Here is a 22,077-nt window from a genome sequence, read left to right as displayed (position 1 = left end):
ATATAAGCATAATGAAAAACCCCAAAATCAATGATTTTGGGGTTTTTATGTTTTTTATAATACATTTTGTTTTATTTCTTCTACCACTTCAGGGTTTAATAATGTAGAAATATCTCCTAAGTTTTCAGCATCGTTAGAGGCTATTTTTCTTAAAATTCTTCTCATTATTTTACCAGAACGTGTTTTAGGCAACCCACTAACAAATTGAATTTTGTCTAATTTGGCAATGGCACCAACAGTTTTGGTAATAACCTGATTAATTTCTTTGCGTAATACGTCTTCATCAGTAGTAACGTTATCATACTTGGTAACATAAGCGTATAAAGCATTTCCTTTAATATCATGAGGGAAACCAACAATGGCACATTCTACAATATCATCGTGTTCATTAATGGCATTTTCAATAGGAGCAGTACCTAAGTTGTGACCAGAAACAATAATAACATCATCCATACGACCTGTAATTCTGTAGTTCCCCATGGCATCACGGTAGGCACCATCACCTGTAAAGTACTTACCAGGAAATGCAGAGAAATATGTTTCCTTATAACGTTGGTGATTTCCGTAAATAGTTCTAGCCATAGATGGCCAAGCTCCTTTAATGGCTAAACTTCCTTCTGCTGGAGAATCCGTTAATTCATTCCCTTCTGGATCTAATAAAACAGGTTGAACACCAGGTAAAGGTTGTGTAGCAAAAGTAGGTCTTAAAGGGGTTATTCCTGCCATGGCAGAAATCATAATTCCCCCTGTTTCTGTTTGCCACCAAGTATCTACAATAGGACAAGTTCCTTTACCAATATTATCGTTGTACCAGTGCCAAGCTTCTTCATTAATAGGTTCTCCTACCGACCCTAATACTTTTAAGCTGTCTAAATTATATTTTTCTACGTAGTGTAATGGTTGTTTTGCTAAGGCTCTAATAGCTGTTGGAGCTGTGTAAAAATGAGTTACTTTTAATTTTTCAACAATCTCCCAAAAACGACCGTAATCTGGATAAGATGGAACTCCCTCGAACATCACGGTAGTTGCCCCAGAAGCCAAAGGTCCGTATATAATATAAGAGTGTCCAGTAATCCAACCAATATCTGCCGTACACCAATAAACATCGTTCTTTTTGGTTTGGAAAACATTTTGGAAAGTGTAGGTAGTTCCTACCATATAACCTCCACAGGTATGAACCATTCCTTTTGGAGTTCCTGTAGAACCAGAGGTGTATAAAATAAATAACATATCTTCTGCATCCATATCTACAGCAGGACAGTAATCGTCTTCTATTTTTTGTAACTCATCAAACCAAAAAGTATCTCTACCTTCTTTCATAGTAGTTGGCTCTACTGTTCTACGATATACAATTACATTTTTAATAGAAGGTGTTTTTTCTAAAGCTTCATCACAAACAGCTTTTAGGTTAATAGGTTTTGTACCTCTGTAAACCTCATTAGCGGTGATTAATAATTTACATTCAGAATCGTTAATTCTACTAGCCAAGGCTGATGCAGAAAACCCTGCAAATACAATAGAGTGAACAGCTCCAATTCTAGCACAAGCCAACATGGCAATAGCTAGTTCAGGAATCATAGGCATGTATAAGCAAACTTTATCTCCTTTTTGAATTCCTTTGTTTTTTAAAACATTGGCAAATGCAGATACTTTGTGGTATAATTGTTTGTAGGTAATATGTCTAGATTCTTCTTTTGGATTATTAGGTTCCCAAATAATAGCTGTTTTATTTCCATTTTTTTCTAAATGTCTGTCTAAACAGTTCTCGGTGATGTTTAGTTTTCCGCCAACAAACCATTTTACTTCTGGTTTGTTAAAATCAGCTTCAACAACTTTGTCCCATTTTTTTCGCCAAGTAAATTGTTTAGCTATGTCTGCCCAAAATACTTCGGGGCTTTGTATGCTTTCTTTATAGTCTTCTTTGTATTGTCTATAAGATTTAATTTTCATTATAATAATATATTTGTTGGTTTTTTAAATTTAGAAGTTTTTTTAAGTCTATTACATTTTTTTATATAAACTACACAGTATTGTGTATAATCGTCATATTTTTAAATATAAACTTTAAATATTGGCAATAAATTTAAGTAAAATACATTTGAAATAAGTGTTAATTTTCATCAAAAAATGGAATAAAAGCGTTTGTTTGATAAATGAATTATAGAAGATTTGTGTTCGAAAACCTTTTCTATGTTTATTAACTCTTTAAGCTATAAAACTAAATGCTTCTGTTTATATTTGTAAATAGAAATAAAATTCAACTAAAATGAACAAAAAAGTAATCTTAATGATTCTTGATGGGTGGGGAATTACTCAAGACCCAAAAGTATCTGCAGTATTTAATGCAAACACATCTTATATTGATTCTTTGTATGATAAATATCCAAATGCTAGTTTGCGTACTGATGGAGAGTTTGTTGGTTTGCCTGATGGACAAATGGGGAATTCTGAGGTTGGACATATGAATTTAGGAGCTGGTAGAATTGTATATCAGAATTTAACTAAGATTAATATGGCGGTAAGAGACAAAACTTTAGGTCAAGAAAAAGTTTTGGTTGATACTTATAAATACGCAAAAGAAAACAATAAAAAAGTTCATTTATTAGGGTTGGTTTCTAATGGTGGAATTCACGCTCACATAGACCATATTAAAGGATTACTTGATGTAGCTAAAGACAACCAGGTAGATAATTTATTTTTACACGCCTTTACAGATGGACGTGATTGTGATCCAAAATCTGGAGCACATTTCATTAATGAAATTCAAGAATACATGGCGGAAACTACTGGTGAATTGGCTTCAATGACTGGTCGTTATTATGCAATGGATAGAGATAATCGTTGGGAGAGAGTAAAGTTAGCTTATGATGCAGTGGTAAAAGCTGAAGGTACAAAATCTACTGATGCGGTAGCTACCTTAAAAGAAAACTATGCAAATGATATTACTGATGAGTTTATAAAGCCAGTAATTATGACCCATGCAGATGGAGCTCCAAAAGCTAAGATAGAAGAAGGCGATGCTGTTATTTTCTTTAATTATAGAACTGATAGAGGTAGAGAGTTAACCAATATGTTATCTCAGAATGATTTCCCTGAGCAAGAAACAAAAAAGCTAGATTTATACTTTACCACTATTACTTTATACGATGAAACGTTTAAAGGAATTAACGTAATTTATAATAACGATAATATTAAAAATACCATTGGAGAGGTTTTATCTAAAGCAGGAAAAAAACAAATTCGTATTGCAGAAACAGAAAAATATCCTCACGTAACTTTCTTTTTCTCTGGAGGTCAAGAAGAACCATTCGAGGGAGAGTCAAGAATTTTACGAAACTCACCCAAGGTTGCTACTTATGATTTAAAACCAGAAATGAGTGCTTACGAATTAAAAGATGCTTTATGTGAAGATTTAAAAAAGGGAGAAGCAGACTTTGTTTGCTTAAACTTTGCTAATGGTGATATGGTGGGGCATACTGGAATGATGGATGCAGCTATTAAAGCTTGTGAAGCGGTGGATGAATGTGCTAAGGCTGTAATAGAAACAGGTTTAGAAAATGGATATTCAACATTATTAATTGCCGATCATGGTAATTGTGAGGTAATGATGAATCCTGATGGATCTCCAAACACAGCACATACGACCAACCCAGTTCCTATGATTTTAGTAGATAAAGAATTAAAGGAAATAAAAGATGGTGTTTTGGGAGATGTAGCTCCAACTATTTTAAAATTAATTGGTGTAGATCAACCAGAAGAAATGACAAGATTTCCTTTGGTGTAAAGGAATTAAAATATTTTAAAAAAAGCTCAACAAAGTAAATTGTTGAGCTTTTTTGGTTTTAAAAATAACTTTTAAAGAAAGTAATTTAGTTAGGCATAATTCTAACATAACGAATGTATCCCGTTCCTTCATATTTTTTTTGCATCTCAGAGTCTAATGCAATTTCTAAATCTTTAATATGATATTCTTGTTGCTCTACAGAAGTTTCAAAACGGATTTTATTTCCTTTGTTAATGTCATTTTGGTTTACTTCTATAACAAAAACAGCACGTTCTCCACCAGCAATTGTTGCTCCAGTAATAGCATCAATATTTGTTGTTTTTTCTTTAGGTTCAAAGAAAGACCACCAAGAAGTGATATCTGCATACCATTTTGTGTCATCTCCTAAAACTTGTAAGGTTTTTAAATACTTGCCGTTTTTATCAACTAAAGAAACAATTACATAAGCCCCTTCACCTTGATAGTTTTTTAACTGAACCATACACTTATATTTTTGTGTGGCTTCAGTCGTTTTTAAAGTAGTAAATGCCATTAAAGATAAGCATGCTACAAGAAAGATATATTTAAATGCTTTCATATCAAATTAAATTTATTTTAAAAAAGTAATATCAGTGTTTTTTAACAATTCGTTTTCTGTAGCCAAATCATAAGCACTTTCTTCAAAATCTGTTAAAATACTTTTATCAGCTCCTTTGCTTAATAATAATTTTAAAGTTTTATCATTGGTTGCTTTCATTGCTGATAAATGTAACGGAGTTAATCCATCGCTATTTTTTTGGTTAATGTTAGCTCCCAATTCAATAGCTGTTAAAATTAAGTCTTCCTGTCCTTTTTCTATGGCAATATGCAACGGAGTTGTGTTTGATGCAGCTTTTGCAAATGAAATGTTGTTTTGTTTTAAAACGTTTACAAAATCGTTAAAATGAGCTTTAGATCGGTTGTTATAAGCATTAAATAAATAATAATATAAATTGTTTCCGTCTTTATCCACTACATCTAACTGTACATTGTTTGCTAATAAAATATCTAACAACTCTTTGTTAATACGTTGCGTTGCATAAATAACAGCAGAGATCCCTTCGTTGTTTTTTTGATTGATGTCTTTAATCTGTGGTAATAACTTGTTTACTGCTAAGATGTTTCCTCCTCTACAAGCATTTAAAAAAGGAGTGTTTCCTTGTGTATCTTTTTGACGTACATTAGCCCCTTTGTTGATAAAATAGTCAATAATTTTAACATCTTTGGTGTTGCTACAAACAAAATGTAAGGCATTTTGATTTTCTGGATTACTAAGATTCATGCTTAAACCTAAGCTGTCAAAATATTCAAATACTTCTATAGAATTGCTAGAACCTCTTCCTCCGTGGCTAGCATAAAGAGCAAGATTTTCTCCTTTGTTATTTAGTTGTTTATAATCAAACCCTTTGTTAATAAAGTTTTTAATTAGACTTAAATTACCACGTTGTGCAGCGTAAAATAAAACATTATTTCCATTGTTATCCTTCGCACGTGCATCTACTCCCTTTTGTTGAAAATAATCAATAATTTTTCCATCTTTAGAGTGGGCTGCTAATAACATAATTGCATTGGCCCCTGTTCTGGTAGTGCTTTTTAAATCTACACCATTTGCTGCCATTAAATCATAAATTTTAGTGTTTTCATGACCTGCATTTAAAGTAAAAGTAAACCAAGTAAAACCATGGCTACCAGCAATGTTAATATCTGCTCCTTTTTTTAATAATAACTCCATGGTAGGAATGTCTCCTGAATATCCTGCCCACATTAAGTAACTTCTACCATCGTGTGTAGGTTTGTTGATGTTATTTCCTGGTAAAGACAATAAATATTCAATAGTTTTTACAGGTGCTTTGGCCATAATGGCATAGCTTAAGGCATCAAATGCAGCTCCGTTTGGTGTAACGGCATCGTTTCCTTCTTTAATTTTTTGTTTTACAGTTTCAACGTTAGGTTGTGTTTGCCAAAACGAACGATTGTGAAATGCATTTTTACTTTGAGGTCCTCCTCTTTGAGCAAAGGTAAATTGTGATACGGCCAACAATGATAAGCTCAACAATTTTATTTTCTTCATACTTGTTTTTATTAGGAAAGCCCCTTTCTAACAAAGGTTAAAAAGGGACTTAAAATTTTATAAGGTTTAGCAAGGAATGTAGCTTGCTAAATTATAGTTGTTTTTACTCTTAGTAAGCTCCTAAGTAGTAACTACCAGAAATAGTTTTTAACTGAGCTCCTTTTGTAATCTCTTTAGTTACAGTGTTGATAACATAAATATTACCCTCTTTACCTGAAGGAGTCAATGGAACATAAGCGTTGTCTCCAACTAAACCAATGTTTTGGAATTGACGGAATGTTGATTCTAAGTCTGCATCTGCTTCAACATCTGTAGCTAATTTCACTGAGTTTGATGGGGTGTTTAAGTCAATTAAAGCAATATAACCTCCATCTGCATCATCTGAAGTGTATAACACAACACCAATTCCGTCTTTAATGTATCTCCAAGCTTTAATTTGTGCTCCAGTAACACCAATTGCATCGTTTAAATCAAAATGATAGCTTTGGTCATAGTCATTAGTTGTACTGCTAATACGTAAAATATCTGCACCTGATGTAGCTGTAGCTTGATAAACGTGTCCATCTGTACCTACGTATTGAGTCATAGTACGGTAAGAATTGTTAACTTCTGTTGAGTTGGTAGAAGTAATTACTGTAGGGTTTTTTAATGAAGGGTAGTCTAGTACTAAAGTTTTTGTACCGTCAATTTCACCATAAGGCCATACCGGGATACCATCGTCATTTAAAGTAGGAGTTGCTGTAACATCATATTTTCTTGTTCTACATCCGATAAAAAGCTTGGTTTTAGCAGCGTTTAAGATAGGAACATCTACACGTCCTACGTTGTAACCTGCTGCTTTATCTTCATCTGACCATGGAAAATCAAATATAGCTGTGTTAATAATAGCTGTCTGGTCTAAATCTAAAACAGCTATTTTTATTTCACTATCAGCACTTAAAAAGCTATAATTTCCTTCTTCTCCTTCATATGCTACGTCATGTGAGCTTGCATAAACTCCAATACCAGTTCCTTCTGCTGCTTTCATCCAACGTGGAGCTGTACCTAAAATAGCTGCAGTATTTAATTCATACCCTACCTCTTCAAAGTTACCACCTTCACCAACTAAGTATTTGTTAAACACACCACCTTCTGTACCTGTATATTGTATGTTGTATAAATATTTACCATCCGCAGAAGCTTGTACACGAGCTGTACGGCTAGATTTTAATCCAATTCCTTCTACAAATACTCCACCTTCATATTTTAAAAGGTCTACAATATAATTTGGATCCTCTGCATTTTCTACAGTAATACCATATGCACGAGTCCCTCCATTACCTCCAGTTCCTTCATCGTCTGGGAAAGATGCTGTTAAGGTAATGTAGCGTGTAGTATCTTCTACTGGATTTTCAATTTCTGTTGTTGTGTTATCGTCACAGCTTGTAAAAGCTAATGCAATACTCATTATTCCTATTTTGAATAGATTTTTTTTCATGGTTTTAATTATTAAAATTTATTGATTGTATAATTTAATTTGAAGTAGATTCCTCTACCTGGTTTTTGTATTCTGAAGTTGTCGTAGACTTCCGCATTAAATATGTTTTTAACATCTAGGCTTGCCACTAATTTTTTAGAAGGAAAACGATAACTCAATCCCATGTCATGTGATAATTGACTTGGGGTTTTAGACCATTCTGGCTCTCCCCATACGGTATAATATTCACCTACATAGCCAATAGTGTAATAAGTGTTTAGGATGGATTTTTTTTGAAAGATATTATTGAACCTATATTGTAAATTTGCATTGATTGTAAAAAAAGGTTCGTTAATTAGTTGTTGGTTGTAATATGGTGCTTCTTTATGCGCATTGATAAATTTTGAAAAATTTAAAGAAGTATTTAATCGATTATTATAGATGTATATAATTTCTGCCTCATACCCTTTTGCTTGTGTTTTTCCTAGGTTTACATATTTGGTGACTTGAATATCGGCATCTTCTTCTACTTCAATTTCAGTTACATCTACAGCTTTTTGAGCAATTTTGTCATATCCATTACGTAAAAAAAGATTTGCATAAATAGATATTTTGTGCTTGTTTAACTTTAATGTTTTTACACGAAAACCTAAATTGTAATTGATGTTTTTTTCTGGTTTTAATTTTGTGTTTGGTAGTATATTTAGATCTGGTGCTCCAAACAATTGATTGTCTGTAGGTGCTATGTAAGTGTTTTCTGTAGAAGCAATAATATATAAGTGAGGAATAACGTTATATGATATAGTAGCTCCATACCCAAAGTTATCATTACTAGAAACAGTATCTTTTTTTACAATTGAATTAACCCCATTATTTGCGATAATATCGTATTCTGTTTGACTTGTATGATTGTATGTATATTTACCTAACAAGTTTGTTAGTAACTTTTTGTTAAAGGTTTCCGCCTCGTAATTAAACGATAATATATGTTGAGAAATAGTACTAATTGTTGCGTAATCAGTTATGGTAGAGTTCAATAAGTCTTTGTCTTCTCTATCTGTTGCTTCGTATTTATGGTTTATGGATATTTTATGCCCATCAGTTAATGTATAACCTAAGTTAGAACGCATATTGGTAATTTCTCTATCGGTATTTGAAATAACTTTATCTCCCTGTTGACCACCATTAAGTGCTTTAAGAGGTACTCTTTCTCCATATTCAACTACTTCTCTTGGTTTACCGTCCCAGTTGTAAGCTATGCCCACAGTGTCTTGTAGATAAGTGCTTCTGTAACTTCTTGCAGCATTAACTTTAAGAGATAGATCTTTTGTTAAAAAATCATCTTTACTATAATTAAGCAATAATACATGAGCTTTAGCTTCGCTATATCTACCTACATATGGAACGGCCATGGTTACACCATGTGGTATTTCTCTGTAGTTGCTAGAACCATTATATCCTATAAAAAATTGATCTGTCCATTTTTTGTCTGTAATTCCAAATTCAAAACGCCCCCCAAAGGATTTATAAGTATTGTTAAATCGTTTGGCACGATAGTTTTTGGTAATTTGTCCTAAATGATTTACATAAGTTGTGGATTCTCCCCAGGTTTCATAGCTGTTATCTGTATATATATGAAATGCAGAACCTCTAAATGCAAGTCCTGTTTTTTTATCACGAAGCATTGCTCCAATATCAGATTGAGAAGTGTTGAACGATCCGTATGATGAAGCTAAAGTGACATTATTGATAGAAACATCTTTTTTTAATACTACATTGATAGCTCCACCTGCATAATCACCTGTAAGGTGTGATGGTAATACACCTTTATATACCTCTATACGCTCAATCATAGAAGTTGGGATGTTATTAAGATTAAAAGATTGACCATATGTTGAAATCTCTAAACCATCAAGAAATATTCCGACAGTACTTCCAGACATACCATTTAGGTTATATTCTACGTTAGCCCCAATTCCTCCGTTTTGTCTGATTCGTACACCTACAGATCTATCTAATAATTCATTGGTAGTTAAGTTTCTTAATGATGCTTCTTTTGTTTCAATTACATTTACAGCAAAACCTTCAGTTTCTATTTTTGTTTTTTCTGTTTTACTATGTAGGTTAACTTGTTGTAAAGATTCTGAGTTTTCTTTTAAGGTGAAATTGCACGTGTTTCTGTTTTTCTTCTTTACAAAAATCTCTTTCTTTTCAATAGAATATCCAATGTATATTGCTTCTATGGTGTGTTTTCCTATAGGAATATTAGGTAATAGATATTCACCTTCATGGTTAGTTATAGCGGTGTATTTATTGTTATCCATTAAAATAGTTGCACCTAATAGTGGAAAACCTGTTTGATCCATTACTTTCCCAGAAATTACGTGCTGTATTCCTTGAGCATAAAATACTGAGGTTGTGATTAGAGCAATCAAAAATAATTTAATCTTCACTTCTATTTAGATTTGATAAAAATAATTTACTTTTGCAAAAGTACCTTGTGTTTAACTAGTCTAGATAACGCAAAAGGAATTTATAATAACGCAAAAGGAATTAATGAGACTTAATCTAAATAATATAATTGCTAAAGAAGAAAAGGTGTTAAAAACGGTTCCTTATGCACAAGTAAATGTAATGGAACGTAGTATGCAGATTAAAGAAGATCAAGTTCAGGGAATTATACAGCATATTAGGTTAAATGGACTGTGTTTTTTTGCTAACGAATTAAAGGTTGCAGAAGAAGATTTAACTTTGGTTTTCCATGGTGAACCTGCTTTTAAGTTGCATTTTGAAGTTGGAGGAACAGCTACATATAGGTTTGATAAAAAATTTGCAAAGTGTTTAGAGTTAACAAAAGGAATGTACAATTTGTTGTATGTTACACAACACGATGAACAAATTGTAAATACAAAAAACAATAGCAAATCGATAGAGTTGTTTTTTACCAAAGCTTTTTTAGAAGAAATTACAGGAAAAGAGTTTATTCATGTTTTGGAGATGTTAGAACAAAAGAGTTATAAAAAGAATTTGGATGTTCTGACCAAGGGGTTGTTTATTTCTGAAGAAATGCTAAGTATTATTAATGATATTCTGTATTGTAATTATGAAGGAGTTAAGCGTAGAGTTTTTTTAGAATTAAAAATAAAAGAACTGCTTATTGTGGCAATGAGTCATTACGTTGCTACTTCTGTTACAGAAAGCATGGATGCTTACGATGTAAAATCTTTAAAACAAGTAGAAGAGCACATAAAGAAACATCTGAAAGAAGAAATGCCAATTGTTGAGTTGGCTATTTTGGCAGGTTTAAATACGTCTAAACTAAAAAAAGCATTTAAAGCTGTTTATGGTACAACCATTTTTAAGTACATTACTTCGTTGAGAATAGATAAAGCTAAAGACTTGATTCAGAAAGAAAACTATACCATTTCACAAGCTTCTTATGAGGTTGGTTATAAAAATCCTCAACATTTTACTGTCGCTTTTAAAAAGAAGTTAGGGTATTTGCCAAGTCAGTTAAAAAAGAATTTATATCAAATATTGTACTTGACCTGTGTAAATGATTTTGAATTTTTAGTGTGTGATTTTTTTGTTTTTTAAAATAGTATTTAATTTTAATTGAAACTAAAACAATAAATCTACCAAGTCTTCAATTTTAGATATTTTTATAATTTCTATATTGCTTTCTTTCTGAGATACTTTGCAGAATTTTGAGATGAATATTTTTTCAAAACCAAGTTTTTCGGCCTCTGTAATTCTTTGCTCAACACGGTTAATAGGTCTTATTTCTCCTGTTAAGCCTACCTCCGCAGCAAAAGCATAATTTTGAGGAATAGGTTCGTCTTCATTACTAGATAAAACAGCTACAACTACAGCCAAATCAATAGCAGGATCATCTACAGAAATACCTCCTGTAATGTTTAAAAACACATCTTTTGCCCCTAATCTAAATCCAGCTCTTTTTTCTAAAACGGCTAAAATCATGTTTAATCGTTTTAGATTGTAGCCTGTGGCAGAACGTTGAGGAGTTCCATAAACAGCTGTGCTAACCAAAGCTTGGACTTCTATCATTAAAGGTCTCATACCTTCTAGCGTAGCAGCAATAGAGGTTCCACTTAAATCTCCATCTTTTTTAGAGATTAATATTTCTGATGGGTTTTTAACCTCTCTTAATCCGCCAGCTCTCATTTCAAAAATTCCTAATTCTTGTGTAGATCCAAATCTGTTTTTTAAAGCTCTTAAAATTCTGTAGGTATGATTTCTGTCTCCTTCAAACTGTAAAACTACATCAACCATGTGTTCTAAAATTTTAGGACCAGCAATACTTCCTTCTTTGTTAATGTGACCTATAACCAAAACAGGAACTCCAGTTTCTTTGGCAAATTTTATAAGTTCTGTGGTGGTTTCTTTTATTTGTGAAATAGAACCAGCAGAACTTTCAACATAATCTGTGTGTAGTGTTTGAATAGAGTCTATAACCAATACTTCAGGTTGTTCTATTTGTATTGACTTAAATATTTTTTGAGTGTTGGTTTCTGTTAAAATTAAACAATCGTGATTTAAATTTTGTACACGTTCTGCTCTTAATTTTATTTGTGTTTGGCTTTCTTCTCCCGATACATAGAGTACTTTATGTTTCATGCTTAAAGCTACTTGGAGCATTAAGGTAGATTTTCCTATTCCGGGTTCTCCTCCCAACAAAATAATAGATCCTGGTACAATTCCACCTCCTAAAACATTGTTTAGTTCTGTACTAACAGCATTGTATCTGGTTTCGTTTTTAATTTCTATGTCTTTTACCTTAAGAGCTGTATTGTTTTTTCTTGGTTTGTTATCAATAACCCAATCTGCTTTTTCTTCTTTGGCAATTACTTCTTCTACAATGGTGTTCCATTCTTTACAAGTTCCACATTGTCCCATCCATTTTGAGTGCTGAGAACCACAATTTTGACAAAAGTATGCTGTTTTTGTTTTAGCCATTATTAAGTAGTTTGTAAAGTAGGTAAAAGTTGAAAGCTGTAAATGTAATAAAAATGAAATATTAAGTTTTTCTCGTAACTTAATACTTTGTACTCATTACTTATTTTTATTTAAAATAGGCAAGAATAAAAAAGACAAACCTCCTAAAACAATTACTAATACTGTTTGAGATGTCCATGCAATCCATCCAAAACTTGCTCCAATGGTTTCAGGAATAGCATATAATAATAAGGCTTGTTGTATTACGTATGGATAAGCTCCAATTCCTCCGTTAGTGGTAGCAAAGCTAAAAGTACCCATAATAAAACAAATCAAAATAGCATCTAGTCCTAAGTGACTTGTTTCTGGAAATGCAAAGATTACCACGTATAACATTAATACGTAAAGAATCCATATTAAAAAAGTGTAGAATATGTAGGTCCACTTTTTTTTCATCGTAAAAAGAGTTTGAATTCCTTCAATTAACCCAATTACAAAAGTTCTTATTTTTACAAAAAAATGTTTTTTTGATTTTTTGATTGTATTAAAAAGTAAATAAACAATCCCTAAAATAGATACCCCTATGAAAGCGAGTAATATTGGGTTAGGGGGAATTCTATCTATAATTAGTTTTTTAATCAATTCGTACTGGGCAAAAAAGGCCAAAACAATTAAAAGTAAATAAACCACCATGTCTGCCAATCTTTCGGCTACAATAGTTCCAAAAGCCTTTTCAAAAGGAACATTTTCATATTGATTGATAGTAGCAGCACGAGTAAATTCTCCAGCTCTAGGAATTCCTAAATTGACTAGGTAAGCAACAAAAACAGCCATGGCATTGTTGTAGAACTTTGGCTGATATCCTAAAGGCTTTAGCATAAATTTCCATCTATAAGCTCTACATACGTGGCTTAAAAAACCTAAAAATAAAGAAAAACCTACCCACCAATAATTGGCGTTTAAAAAGGAGTTTTTAATTTCGTTTAATTCTTCTTGTGTAAACTTAGAAAGGGATAGCCAAATTAAAAAAGCACCAAATAATAGAGGCAGTGCTGTTTTTAATGTTTTTTTTACGCTAGCCTTCAATTTTAGGTAAGAGTATTGGTTTCTTCATTAGGAAAGACAATGGCTGGACTAAAGTTTTTAGCCTCTTCAAAATCCATCAATCCGTAAGAAATTATAATAATAATATCTCCAGGAGCTACACGTCTTGCGGCGGGTCCGTTTAGAGTTATTTCTCCGCTATTTCTTTCTCCTGGAATAATGTAAGTGTCTAAACGTTCACCGTTGTTTACGTTTACAATAGATACTTTTTCGCCTTCAATCATGTTGGCGGCTTCCATTAAAGCTTTATCAATAGTAATACTACCAATATAGTTTAAATCGGCTCCAGTAACTTTAACCCTGTGTATTTTAGATTTTACTACTTCAATTTGCATGGTGCAAAATTAATTATTTATATCTGAATTTACGCTATAACTTTTTATAATTAATTTATAGAGCTATGTTGTCTATCAATCTTATATCTCCTGCAAAAACGGCAATAAATGCTCTGTATTGTATGTTTTTGCTAAAGGAATTAACACTTTTTAGAGTGTTTTCATCTGCTATAGAAAAATATTCTAATTCTAGATTATGATGATTTTTAAATTCGTTCTCAACCCATTTTTCAATCTCCGATGGATTAGTTTTACTTACCATTTCCTTGGCTTTACAAATAGTCTTGTAAATAAAAGGTGCACTTGCTCTGTGTTCTTTTGATAATCGCATATTTCTAGAGCTACCAGCCAATCCATCTTCTTCTCTATCAATAGCACAGCCAATTACTTTTACGGGTTGTTTGGTAATACTTACCAGTTTTTTAATAATTTGTAATTGTTGAAAATCTTTTTCGCCAAAATAAGCACAATTGGGTTGAATAATATGAAATAGTTTTTTAACAATAGTTCCAACTCCATTAAAGTGGTTGTCTCTAAACTTGCCTTCCATTTCTTTGTCTAATCCCTGAAAATCAAAAATTTCAACTACTTCATTTTCTTTATACATCTCACTAGTAGTGGGAGTAAAAACCATATCACAGTTTACACTTTTTAGTTTTTCCAAATCTTGTTCTAGGGTACGTGGGTATTTTTCTAAATCAGCAGGATTGTTAAACTGAGTAGGATTTACAAAAATACTAACTACTACAATATCATTGTCTTTTTTAGCACTTTTTATAAGTGATAAATGACCTTTGTGTAAAGCTCCCATGGTAGGAACCAAACCAACAGTAACCCCTTTAGATTTGAGGTCTGTAATATAAGAATTAGCTAATTCTTTGACAGAGAATACTTTCATTCGTTACGTTTACATTTAAGCAACTGCAAACTTACTATAAATACCTGTATATTGGGTATTTTTTCGTATTTTTGCAAAATTATATTCAATAATTGAATGATTTATGAAGAACAAGAGAGTTTTATACGTTTCTAGCGAGGTGACCCCTTATACACCATTAACAGAAATGTCAGAAATGTCTTTCGAGGCGGCAAAAAAAGCCCATCACAAAGGGGTGCAAACAAGAATTTTTATGCCGAGATTCGGTTTGATTAATGAAAGAAGACATCAATTACACGAAGTAATAAGACTTTCAGGAATGAACTTAATTGTTAATGATATGGACATGCCTTTAATTATTAAGGTAGCATCTATTCCTAAGGAAAGAATGCAAGTTTATTTTATTGATAATGATGAGTACTTTAAAAGAAAGGCTACTTTTACTGATGAGCATGATAATATGTTTGTTGATAATGATGAAAGAGCTATCTTTTTTGCAAAAGGGGTGGTAGAAACAGTAAAGAAGTTAAATTGGGCTCCAGATATTATTCACGTACACGGTTGGATGGCATGCTTATTGCCATTATATTTAAAAGAATATTATAAAGACGATGCTTTGTTTGCCAACACCAAAATTGTAACTTCTGTTTATGATAATGAATTTGAAGGGACTTTAGATGAAGGTTTAGCTAACAAAGTACGTTATGATGAAATTTCTGATGAAAAATCAAAAGTGCTAGAAAATCCAACATTTGCAAATATTATAAAAAGTGCTATAGATAACTCTGATGCGGTAATCAAAGCAAGTAGATTTGTTAATGATGATTTAGAAGATTATTTAGATGATTTAGAAAAACCATTTTTAGATTATCAAACTGAAGATACTTTTGCAGAAGCATATTTAGAGTTTTACACAGAAAAAGTTTTAAACTAAAAGCCATATATGAGACTTTTGAATCTTAAAAATTTTAAAACCATAGCAGCTCTTGGTACTATGGTTTTTTTTATGAGTTGTACAGATGAACTTGCAACTACAACAGGTGGGTTAGTTAATAATAATAACTTTGTTAAAGATACTATTAATGTAGAGCCTGTACTTACAACAGTAAATATAGATACAGTAAGAACAAACTTATTGAGTACTTATTTATTGGGAGAGTATACAGATGCTAAGTTAGGAACTTTAAAAGCTTCTATTGTAGGGCAAATAGTACCAAATTCCTATCCATTAAAAAGAACTACTGCAGAAACTCCAACCGATATTACTACTTCCGATGTAGAAGTTACTTTAGAGTTTCCTTTGTCTTTGATAAGCAAAGAAGACAATGCAGAGGAGTTTGAAATAGCAAAGATGGTTGGAGACATAGCAACGACTATAGATGTTCAAGTAAGTACTTTTACAACGTATTTAGAACAAGTAAATGCTAATGGTGCTTCAAGAGTGTATTATTCCGATGGAACCAACAATGCCGGTAGTAAAGAGAATTTAGGTACTGAGACTGTAATTGGAGGAAGTACAGGTGTTCAGCTTAAGACTACTTACGTAGAAGCAGATACCTTAAGAATTCCGTTGGATGCTGCTTATTTTGAATCGAAATTAAACGAAATTGACAATTTAACAATTGTAAATGATGATGATTTTAAAGACTTCTTTAGAGGGTTAAAAGTGACTGCTACTAAAAATGGCAATGGGTTTGCAGTTCCTCTTGATTTGTCTACAGCTCGACTTAAAATATCGTATTTAAACACGAATAACAACACCGAGGAGGAAGACAATACAACAGAGAGATTATTAATTTTTAAATTTCAAGGAGCTGTTTATGATTTGTATGATCATGATCATGCAAATAGTAATGAAGCTGATAAAGTGTATGTTCAAGGAACAGGAGGTTACGAAACATCTGTAGATATTTCTAGTTTAATAACAGCTAATAGTGTTGCTTCTCAAGATGAAAATTGGTTAATCAATCAAGCTAAGTTAAAAATTTATTTAGATGAAGTAAATGATCAAACTTTACAGAGTTTTTATTTATATGGAATTAAAAGTGATGGTAGCTTAGCTATAGTAGATGATTACATTACTCTAGGAGTTGGTGATATTAATGGAATAGTAGGGTATGATGATTTGGAGAATTTGGAAGATCCTTATATTCAGTTTTTTATTACCGATTTTATAAAAGCTGCTTTGGCAAATGGAGAAATAGCAGAATTAAGAATTAAAGCTAGAGAGGCATCAGAAAGTACAAGTTTAAGCTTGTCTTCATCAATTCCCAATGGAGCTTTGTTGTTGAATGATTTAACAACTAGTAAAGCTCCTAAATTAGAAGTTATTTATTCTAAAATTGAATAGTTTTAAAAAGATATTATATAAAAAATCCCAACTCAAATATGAGTTGGGATTTTTATTTTAGCTAGATGTGTGATTTTACATCATTCCTGGCATACCACCACCCATTGGAGGCATTGCAGGAGTATCTTCTTTAATGTCGATTAACGTACATGCAGTTGTTAAAATCATTCCAGAAACCGATGCGGCATTTTCTAAAGCCACACGAGTTACTTTGGTAGGATCAATAATACCAGCAGCAAACATTTGTACGTATTCTTCTGTTTTAGCATTGTATCCAAAATCAGCAGAACCTTCAATTACTTTAGCAACCACTACAGATCCTTCACCACCAGCATTGCTTACAATTTGTCTTAATGGTTCTTCAATAGCTCTGTTAACAATGGCTATTCCAGTTTTTTCATCAGCATTATCTGTTGCAATGTTAGCTAAAGCAGCTTTAGCCCTAACAAGAGCAACACCACCACCAGCAACAATACCTTCTTCTACAGCAGCTCTTGTTGCATGTAAAGCATCATCAACTCTGTCTTTCTTTTCTTTCATTTCTACTTCAGAAGCAGCACCTACGTACAATACGGCAACACCACCAGCTAATTTAGCCAAACGCTCTTGTAGCTTTTCTTTATCATAATCAGAAGTAGTAGTTTCAATTTGCGCTTTAATTTGGTTTACTCTAGCTTCAATAGCTTCTGTAGTTCCTGCACCGTTCACAACAGTTGTATTGTCCTTATCTATAGTAATGTTTTCTGCAGTTCCTAGAGAATCTAAAGTAGCGTTTTCTAAGGTTAATCCCATTTCTTCAGAAATAACCGTACCTCCTGTTAACACAGCAATATCTTCTAACATGGCTTTACGTCTATCTCCAAAACCAGGAGCTTTTACAGCAGCAATTTTTAAAGCACCACGTAACTTGTTCATTACTAAAGTTGCTAACGCTTCACCGTCAACATCTTCGGCAATAATTAGTAAAGGTTTACCACTTTGAGAAATAGGTTCTAAAATTGGTAATAATTCTTTTAAGTTAGATATTTTCTTGTCGTATAATAAAATATAAGGATTGTCTAATTCAGCCAACATTTTTTCTGAATTGGTTACAAAGTAAGGAGATAAATATCCTCTGTCAAATTGCATTCCTTCTACAATATCAACATAAGTTTCAGTTCCTTTAGCTTCTTCTACAGTAATTACCCCTTCTTTACCTACTTTTCCAAAGGCTTCGGCAATTAAATCACCAATAGAGTTGTCGTTATTTGCTGAAATAGCAGCTACTTGTTGAATTTGACTCGAGTCAGATCCTACTTCTTTAGATTGTTCTGCCAATCCAGCTATTATAGATGCTACAGCTTTATCAATCCCTTTTTTTAAGTCTAAAGGGTTTGCACCAGCGGCTACGTTCTTTAAACCTTCTTGTACAATTGCTTGTGCTAATACGGTAGCTGTAGTTGTTCCATCTCCAGCCAAATCGTTGGTTTTAGATGCAACTTCTTTTACCATTTGAGCTCCCATGTTTTCTAAAGGATCTGATAATTCAATTTCTTTAGCAACTGAAACTCCATCTTTAGTAATATGTGGTCCTCCAAAAGCTTTTCCAATAACTACATTACGTCCTTTTGGACCTAAAGTTACTTTTACTGCATTTGCTAATGCATCTACTCCGCGTTTTAAACCGTCACGTGCTTCAATATCAAAAATAATGTCTTTTGCCATTTTTTTAAGTTTTTAGCTAATGGTAATACCAATAGCTCTATTTTTAAATTAGTGAGTATAATAGTTTAATATAAAAGGGTTTTAGCCTAATGTGTTGTGCTACTATATGATTGCGAAAATATCGCTCTCTCTCATGATTAAATAATCTTTTCCTTCGTAAGCTAATTCAGTTCCTGCATATTTACCGTACAAAACGGTATCACCAACTTTTACAGTAATAGGCTCATCTTTTGTTCCTTTACCTGCTGCTACAACAGTACCAGTTAAAGGTTTTTCTTTTGCAGAGTCTGGAATAATTAATCCAGAAGCAGTTTTTGTTTCTGCTGGAGCTGGCTCTACCAAAACTCTATCAGCTAATGGTTTAATGTTTATGCTCATTGTTATTTAATTTATAAAGTTATTACTGATTGTTTGTTATTCGAAAAGTATGCCAATTGATGTATTGGCATCATACTAAAAAAAATGTCATCATGTTGTGACATGATGACATTTTTATATGGTATAAAAGACTAAGATTTACTCTTCAGTTGTTTCTTCAGTAGTAGAGTTGTCATTAATGATATCTTCAATATCAGCAGCTTCATCATCTATAGCAGGAGCAACTTCGTCTCTTTGTTGAATAGTGTTTTGTAATTCAGATTTACTAGCTTCATCTCTAGGAATTGCTATGCTAGATAATAAGATTAATGCTAATAAAGCAATAGCCAAAGTCCAAGTTGCTTTGTCTAAAAAATTGTTGGTGCTTTGAACACCACCAATAGTACCTCCAGAACCTCCAGTTAATGAAGAAGACAATCCTCCTCCTTTAGGGTTTTGAACTAGTACAATTAAAATAAGTAGTACAGCAACTACCATGATTACTATTAACAATAGGTTGTAAGTCATAATTTATTATTTTGTAATATTTTGATTCTTTGTATTTGGTCTGCAAATAAACTACTTTTTTCTGGATATTTCAAACTTAAAATCTTGTAGGCCTGAATTGCGTTTTCATATTTTTTTTGAGCAAGATAAACTTTGGCTAAAGTTTCTGTCATCAATTCATTAGAAATGTCCGAACTGGTGTTTATTGTGTTAGTATTATCAATAGGTATATTTTTTTTAACAGGATTTATTTTTGGGTTGTTATTAATAAACTGATTGATGATTTTTAGTTTAGGGTTTGCAATCTTTTTTTCTTTTGTTTCTGTCTTAGGAACTTCACGTTTTATAGGGGTTGGTTTAGAAATTTGTAACCACTGATTAAAACTGTGCTTTTCGGTATTTGTGAATTCAAAAGGTTTAGAAACGTGTTCAGTAATGTTTTCGTCTAGAGGATTGGTTTGCTCAATATAAACTTTAGTAGATTCTTTTTCTATAGTATTTACCGAAGTTTCTTTTTTTTGGGTTGTTGTTTGGATGTGGGTAATAAAATCAAAAAGAATTTCTCTGTTTACTGTATGCGCGGCAACGTTTTTTAGTGCATTGTTGTATTTAAAATGTTCTTGTTGGTGGTATTTTTTTAATAAAACTGTTTTATTTAATTGAAAAAAAGGGAATTTATCGGCAATGTTTTCTAAAGTCTCTATGCTAAGAGTCTCTATATTGTTGTTTTTTATTGCTTGTGTAAATTCTTGCATAATTTTACCAGTTGGCTACAGATGCGTTAAAAATATTTTGAGTAATTCTTTCAAAAATTTCTTCATAAGCCGTTTCTAAACTCGCTCCTTGTAATATAGCATTGGCATCATAATCATAAAAGTGGCTAAATCTTTTTTCAAAATTCTTCTTTTCATCTGTTCTGTTATAAAAACGAACATTAACTTCAACTGTTAACCTGTTTTGTGCTGCCGTTTGGTCGGCTGTAGCGGTCATAGGGGTAATGCTATATCTTGTTATTTCCCCTTCAAATTGTAAATCACCACTGCTTTTAACCAAATCAAGATTGGTTTGGGTAATAAAGAAATCTTGTAAGGCCAAAGTAAAAGCCTGACTTAAGCTAGGCTCAACCAAATTAGCATTGTTGTTAAAAAAATCTACCTGAATGGTTTTAGCATTCCCAACATCACCTCCAGTAAAGCTATATATACCACAACTAACAATACTGCAAAATGCACTGATGATTAATATTTTAGGAAAGATTTTTTTAAACATAATGTAAGGGTTGTTAAACAAATATAGTTTATAAATTATACTGTTTTATTTTTCGATATAAGGTTCTTTCAGAAATTCCTAATTCTTTGGCAGCTAACTTACGTTTGTTGCTATTGCGCTCCAAAGATTTTTTAATCATTTCTATTTCTTTGTCTTGTAAAGATAAATTCTCATCTTCTTCAACAGTTTCTATATTGTAATAATCTTCATCATGATCATCATCTTCGTGAATCTCGTTTTCATGATGAAAAGAAACCAAGTTTGAATTATTATTTCTTATGCTGTTAGCAGGAGCCAATGCTTTGGTGGTAGAGGTTTCTAAAAAAGCTTCTGCTTCTTTAACTTTGCTACCATGCATAATGTTTAATGTTACTTTTTTAAGTTCGTTTAATTCAGCTTTTAAGTCGTATATCATTTTTAATAATCCTGACTTTTCTTCGTTAAATGAGTTGTTCTCATCAATAATCATTGGTAATGATGATGAACTTAAATTAGGTAAATATTGTTTTAGTTTGTTAGCATCAACACTTCTGTTTTCTTCAATTACAGAAATTTGTTCAGCAATATTTCTTAATTGACGGATATTTCCAGGAAAATGATATCTCAATAATAGTTCCACAGCATCATTTGTTAATCTTACTGTTGGCATTTTATATTTTTGAGCAAAGTCCGATGCGAATTTTCTAAATAATAGGTGAATGTCTTCGTTTCTGTTTCTTAAAGGAGGTAATTCAATTTCTATAGTACTTAGTCTATAGTATAAATCTTCTCTAAATTTTCCTTTTTTTATAGCTTCCATCATTTTTACATTGGTGGCTGCAACGATTCTAACATCTGTTTTTTGAACTTCCGAAGAACCCACTTTTATAAATTCGCCATTTTCTAAAACACGTAACAAGCGTACTTGTGTTGTTAAAGGCAATTCACCTACTTCATCTAAAAAAATAGTTCCACCATTGGCAACTTCAAAATAACCTTTACGAGTGTTGGTTGCTCCGGTAAAAGCTCCTTTTTCGTGACCAAACAATTCACTATCAATAGTTCCTTCAGGAATGGCACCACAGTTTACAGCAATGTAATTGTTGTGTTTTCTTTGTGATAATGAATGAATAATTTTAGGAATACTTTCTTTTCCTACACCACTTTCACCTGCTACCAATACAGAAATATCAGTAGGGGCAACACGAGTTGCTTTTTCTATTGATCTATTTAATTTGGGATCGTTTCCTATAATTCCAAAACGCTGTTTAATTACTTGAACAGATTCCATAATTGTTTTTTTGATGATA

Annotated in this window: 19 protein-coding genes; 4 read left to right on the top strand and 15 right to left on the bottom strand. The window is 32.2% G+C overall.

Annotation, left to right across the window (positions count from 1 at the left end; all coding sequences use genetic code 11):
* Nucleotides 1–54: 54 nt before the first annotated feature.
* The gene (acs, locus tag ACXGQT_RS09565) at nucleotides 55–1,950 is read right to left on the bottom strand and encodes an acetate--CoA ligase (RefSeq protein WP_457828372.1); all 1,896 of its coding nucleotides are present in this window, start codon (nucleotides 1,948–1,950) and stop codon (nucleotides 55–57) included.
* Between the two features lie 316 nt (nucleotides 1,951–2,266).
* On the opposite strand from acs, the gene gpmI reads away from it, so the two are divergent.
* Nucleotides 2,267–3,784: a 2,3-bisphosphoglycerate-independent phosphoglycerate mutase gene (gpmI, locus tag ACXGQT_RS09560; RefSeq protein WP_457828371.1), complete on the top strand. Its 1,518-nt coding sequence runs from the start codon at nucleotides 2,267–2,269 to the stop codon at nucleotides 3,782–3,784.
* An 85-nt stretch (nucleotides 3,785–3,869) separates the two neighbouring features.
* Here gpmI and ACXGQT_RS09555 read toward each other — a convergent pair whose 3' ends face one another.
* The 4 genes from ACXGQT_RS09555 to ACXGQT_RS09540 form a co-directional block, all read right to left on the bottom strand.
* Nucleotides 3,870–4,361: a DUF2271 domain-containing protein gene (locus ACXGQT_RS09555; RefSeq protein ID WP_457828370.1), complete on the bottom strand. Its 492-nt coding sequence runs from the start codon at nucleotides 4,359–4,361 to the stop codon at nucleotides 3,870–3,872.
* 12 nt (nucleotides 4,362–4,373) lie between these two features.
* Nucleotides 4,374–5,873 carry an ankyrin repeat domain-containing protein gene (locus tag ACXGQT_RS09550; RefSeq protein ID WP_457828369.1) on the bottom strand — a complete coding sequence of 500 codons (1,500 nt, stop codon included), beginning with the start codon at nucleotides 5,871–5,873 and terminating at the stop codon, nucleotides 4,374–4,376.
* Nucleotides 5,874–5,982: 109 nt separating this feature from the next.
* The gene (locus ACXGQT_RS09545; RefSeq protein ID WP_457828368.1) at nucleotides 5,983–7,350 is read right to left on the bottom strand and encodes a hypothetical protein; all 1,368 of its coding nucleotides are present in this window, start codon (nucleotides 7,348–7,350) and stop codon (nucleotides 5,983–5,985) included.
* An 11-nt stretch (nucleotides 7,351–7,361) separates the two neighbouring features.
* Complete coding sequence (locus ACXGQT_RS09540; protein WP_457828367.1) at nucleotides 7,362–9,782, bottom strand: TonB-dependent receptor; 2,421 nt, start codon at nucleotides 9,780–9,782, stop codon at nucleotides 7,362–7,364.
* A 103-nt stretch (nucleotides 9,783–9,885) separates the two neighbouring features.
* Between ACXGQT_RS09540 and ACXGQT_RS09535 the strand changes: the two genes are divergently transcribed.
* Nucleotides 9,886–10,926, top strand: a complete 1,041-nt coding sequence (locus tag ACXGQT_RS09535) for a helix-turn-helix domain-containing protein (RefSeq protein WP_457828366.1) — start codon at nucleotides 9,886–9,888, stop codon at nucleotides 10,924–10,926.
* Nucleotides 10,927–10,950: 24 nt separating this feature from the next.
* Here the strand turns inward: ACXGQT_RS09535 and radA are convergent, their stop codons facing one another.
* The 4 genes from radA to panC all read right to left on the bottom strand — a co-directional run bounded on the left by radA (nucleotide 10,951) and on the right by panC (nucleotide 14,622).
* Nucleotides 10,951–12,306 (bottom strand): DNA repair protein RadA, encoded by a 1,356-nt coding sequence (gene radA, locus ACXGQT_RS09530; protein WP_457828365.1) that lies wholly within the window; start codon nucleotides 12,304–12,306, stop codon nucleotides 10,951–10,953.
* 96 nt (nucleotides 12,307–12,402) lie between these two features.
* The gene (locus ACXGQT_RS09525) at nucleotides 12,403–13,371 is read right to left on the bottom strand and encodes a lysylphosphatidylglycerol synthase transmembrane domain-containing protein (protein WP_457828364.1); all 969 of its coding nucleotides are present in this window, start codon (nucleotides 13,369–13,371) and stop codon (nucleotides 12,403–12,405) included.
* Nucleotides 13,372–13,373: 2 nt separating this feature from the next.
* A complete protein-coding gene (panD, locus tag ACXGQT_RS09520) occupies nucleotides 13,374–13,724 on the bottom strand; it encodes an aspartate 1-decarboxylase (RefSeq protein ID WP_457828363.1) in 351 nt (116 codons plus the stop codon).
* A gap of 55 nt (nucleotides 13,725–13,779) precedes the next feature.
* The gene (panC, locus tag ACXGQT_RS09515; RefSeq protein WP_457828362.1) at nucleotides 13,780–14,622 is read right to left on the bottom strand and encodes a pantoate--beta-alanine ligase; all 843 of its coding nucleotides are present in this window, start codon (nucleotides 14,620–14,622) and stop codon (nucleotides 13,780–13,782) included.
* A gap of 103 nt (nucleotides 14,623–14,725) precedes the next feature.
* Between panC and ACXGQT_RS09510 the strand changes: the two genes are divergently transcribed.
* Together ACXGQT_RS09510 and ACXGQT_RS09505 are read left to right on the top strand one after the other, a co-directional pair.
* Nucleotides 14,726–15,535, top strand: coding sequence for a glycogen/starch synthase (locus tag ACXGQT_RS09510; protein ID WP_457828361.1), 810 nt, complete (start codon nucleotides 14,726–14,728; stop codon nucleotides 15,533–15,535).
* 9 nt (nucleotides 15,536–15,544) lie between these two features.
* Nucleotides 15,545–16,951 (top strand): DUF4270 family protein, encoded by a 1,407-nt coding sequence (locus tag ACXGQT_RS09505; protein WP_457828360.1) that lies wholly within the window; start codon nucleotides 15,545–15,547, stop codon nucleotides 16,949–16,951.
* Between the two features lie 75 nt (nucleotides 16,952–17,026).
* Here the strand turns inward: ACXGQT_RS09505 and groL are convergent, their stop codons facing one another.
* The 6 genes from groL to ACXGQT_RS09475 form a co-directional block, all read right to left on the bottom strand.
* Nucleotides 17,027–18,655, bottom strand: coding sequence for a chaperonin GroEL (gene groL, locus ACXGQT_RS09500; protein ID WP_457828359.1), 1,629 nt, complete (start codon nucleotides 18,653–18,655; stop codon nucleotides 17,027–17,029).
* Between the two features lie 102 nt (nucleotides 18,656–18,757).
* On the bottom strand, nucleotides 18,758–19,033 hold the full coding sequence (locus ACXGQT_RS09495) for a co-chaperone GroES (protein ID WP_068827892.1): 276 nt from the start codon (nucleotides 19,031–19,033) through the stop codon (nucleotides 18,758–18,760).
* 138 nt (nucleotides 19,034–19,171) lie between these two features.
* Nucleotides 19,172–19,540, bottom strand: coding sequence for a preprotein translocase subunit SecG (gene secG, locus ACXGQT_RS09490; RefSeq protein WP_457828358.1), 369 nt, complete (start codon nucleotides 19,538–19,540; stop codon nucleotides 19,172–19,174).
* Nucleotides 19,537–20,274: a hypothetical protein gene (locus ACXGQT_RS09485; protein WP_457828357.1), complete on the bottom strand. Its 738-nt coding sequence runs from the start codon at nucleotides 20,272–20,274 to the stop codon at nucleotides 19,537–19,539. Before ACXGQT_RS09485 ends, secG begins: the two co-directional genes overlap by 4 nt.
* A gap of 4 nt (nucleotides 20,275–20,278) precedes the next feature.
* The gene (locus tag ACXGQT_RS09480) at nucleotides 20,279–20,788 is read right to left on the bottom strand and encodes an LptE family protein (RefSeq protein ID WP_457828356.1); all 510 of its coding nucleotides are present in this window, start codon (nucleotides 20,786–20,788) and stop codon (nucleotides 20,279–20,281) included.
* Between the two features lie 28 nt (nucleotides 20,789–20,816).
* Nucleotides 20,817–22,058, bottom strand: a complete 1,242-nt coding sequence (locus ACXGQT_RS09475) for a sigma-54 interaction domain-containing protein (RefSeq protein ID WP_457828355.1) — start codon at nucleotides 22,056–22,058, stop codon at nucleotides 20,817–20,819.
* Nucleotides 22,059–22,077: the final 19 nt, after the last annotated feature.

Source organism: Wenyingzhuangia sp. IMCC45467 (genome assembly GCF_054111205.1).
This window is presented reverse-complemented; position numbering and strand designations above follow the sequence as displayed.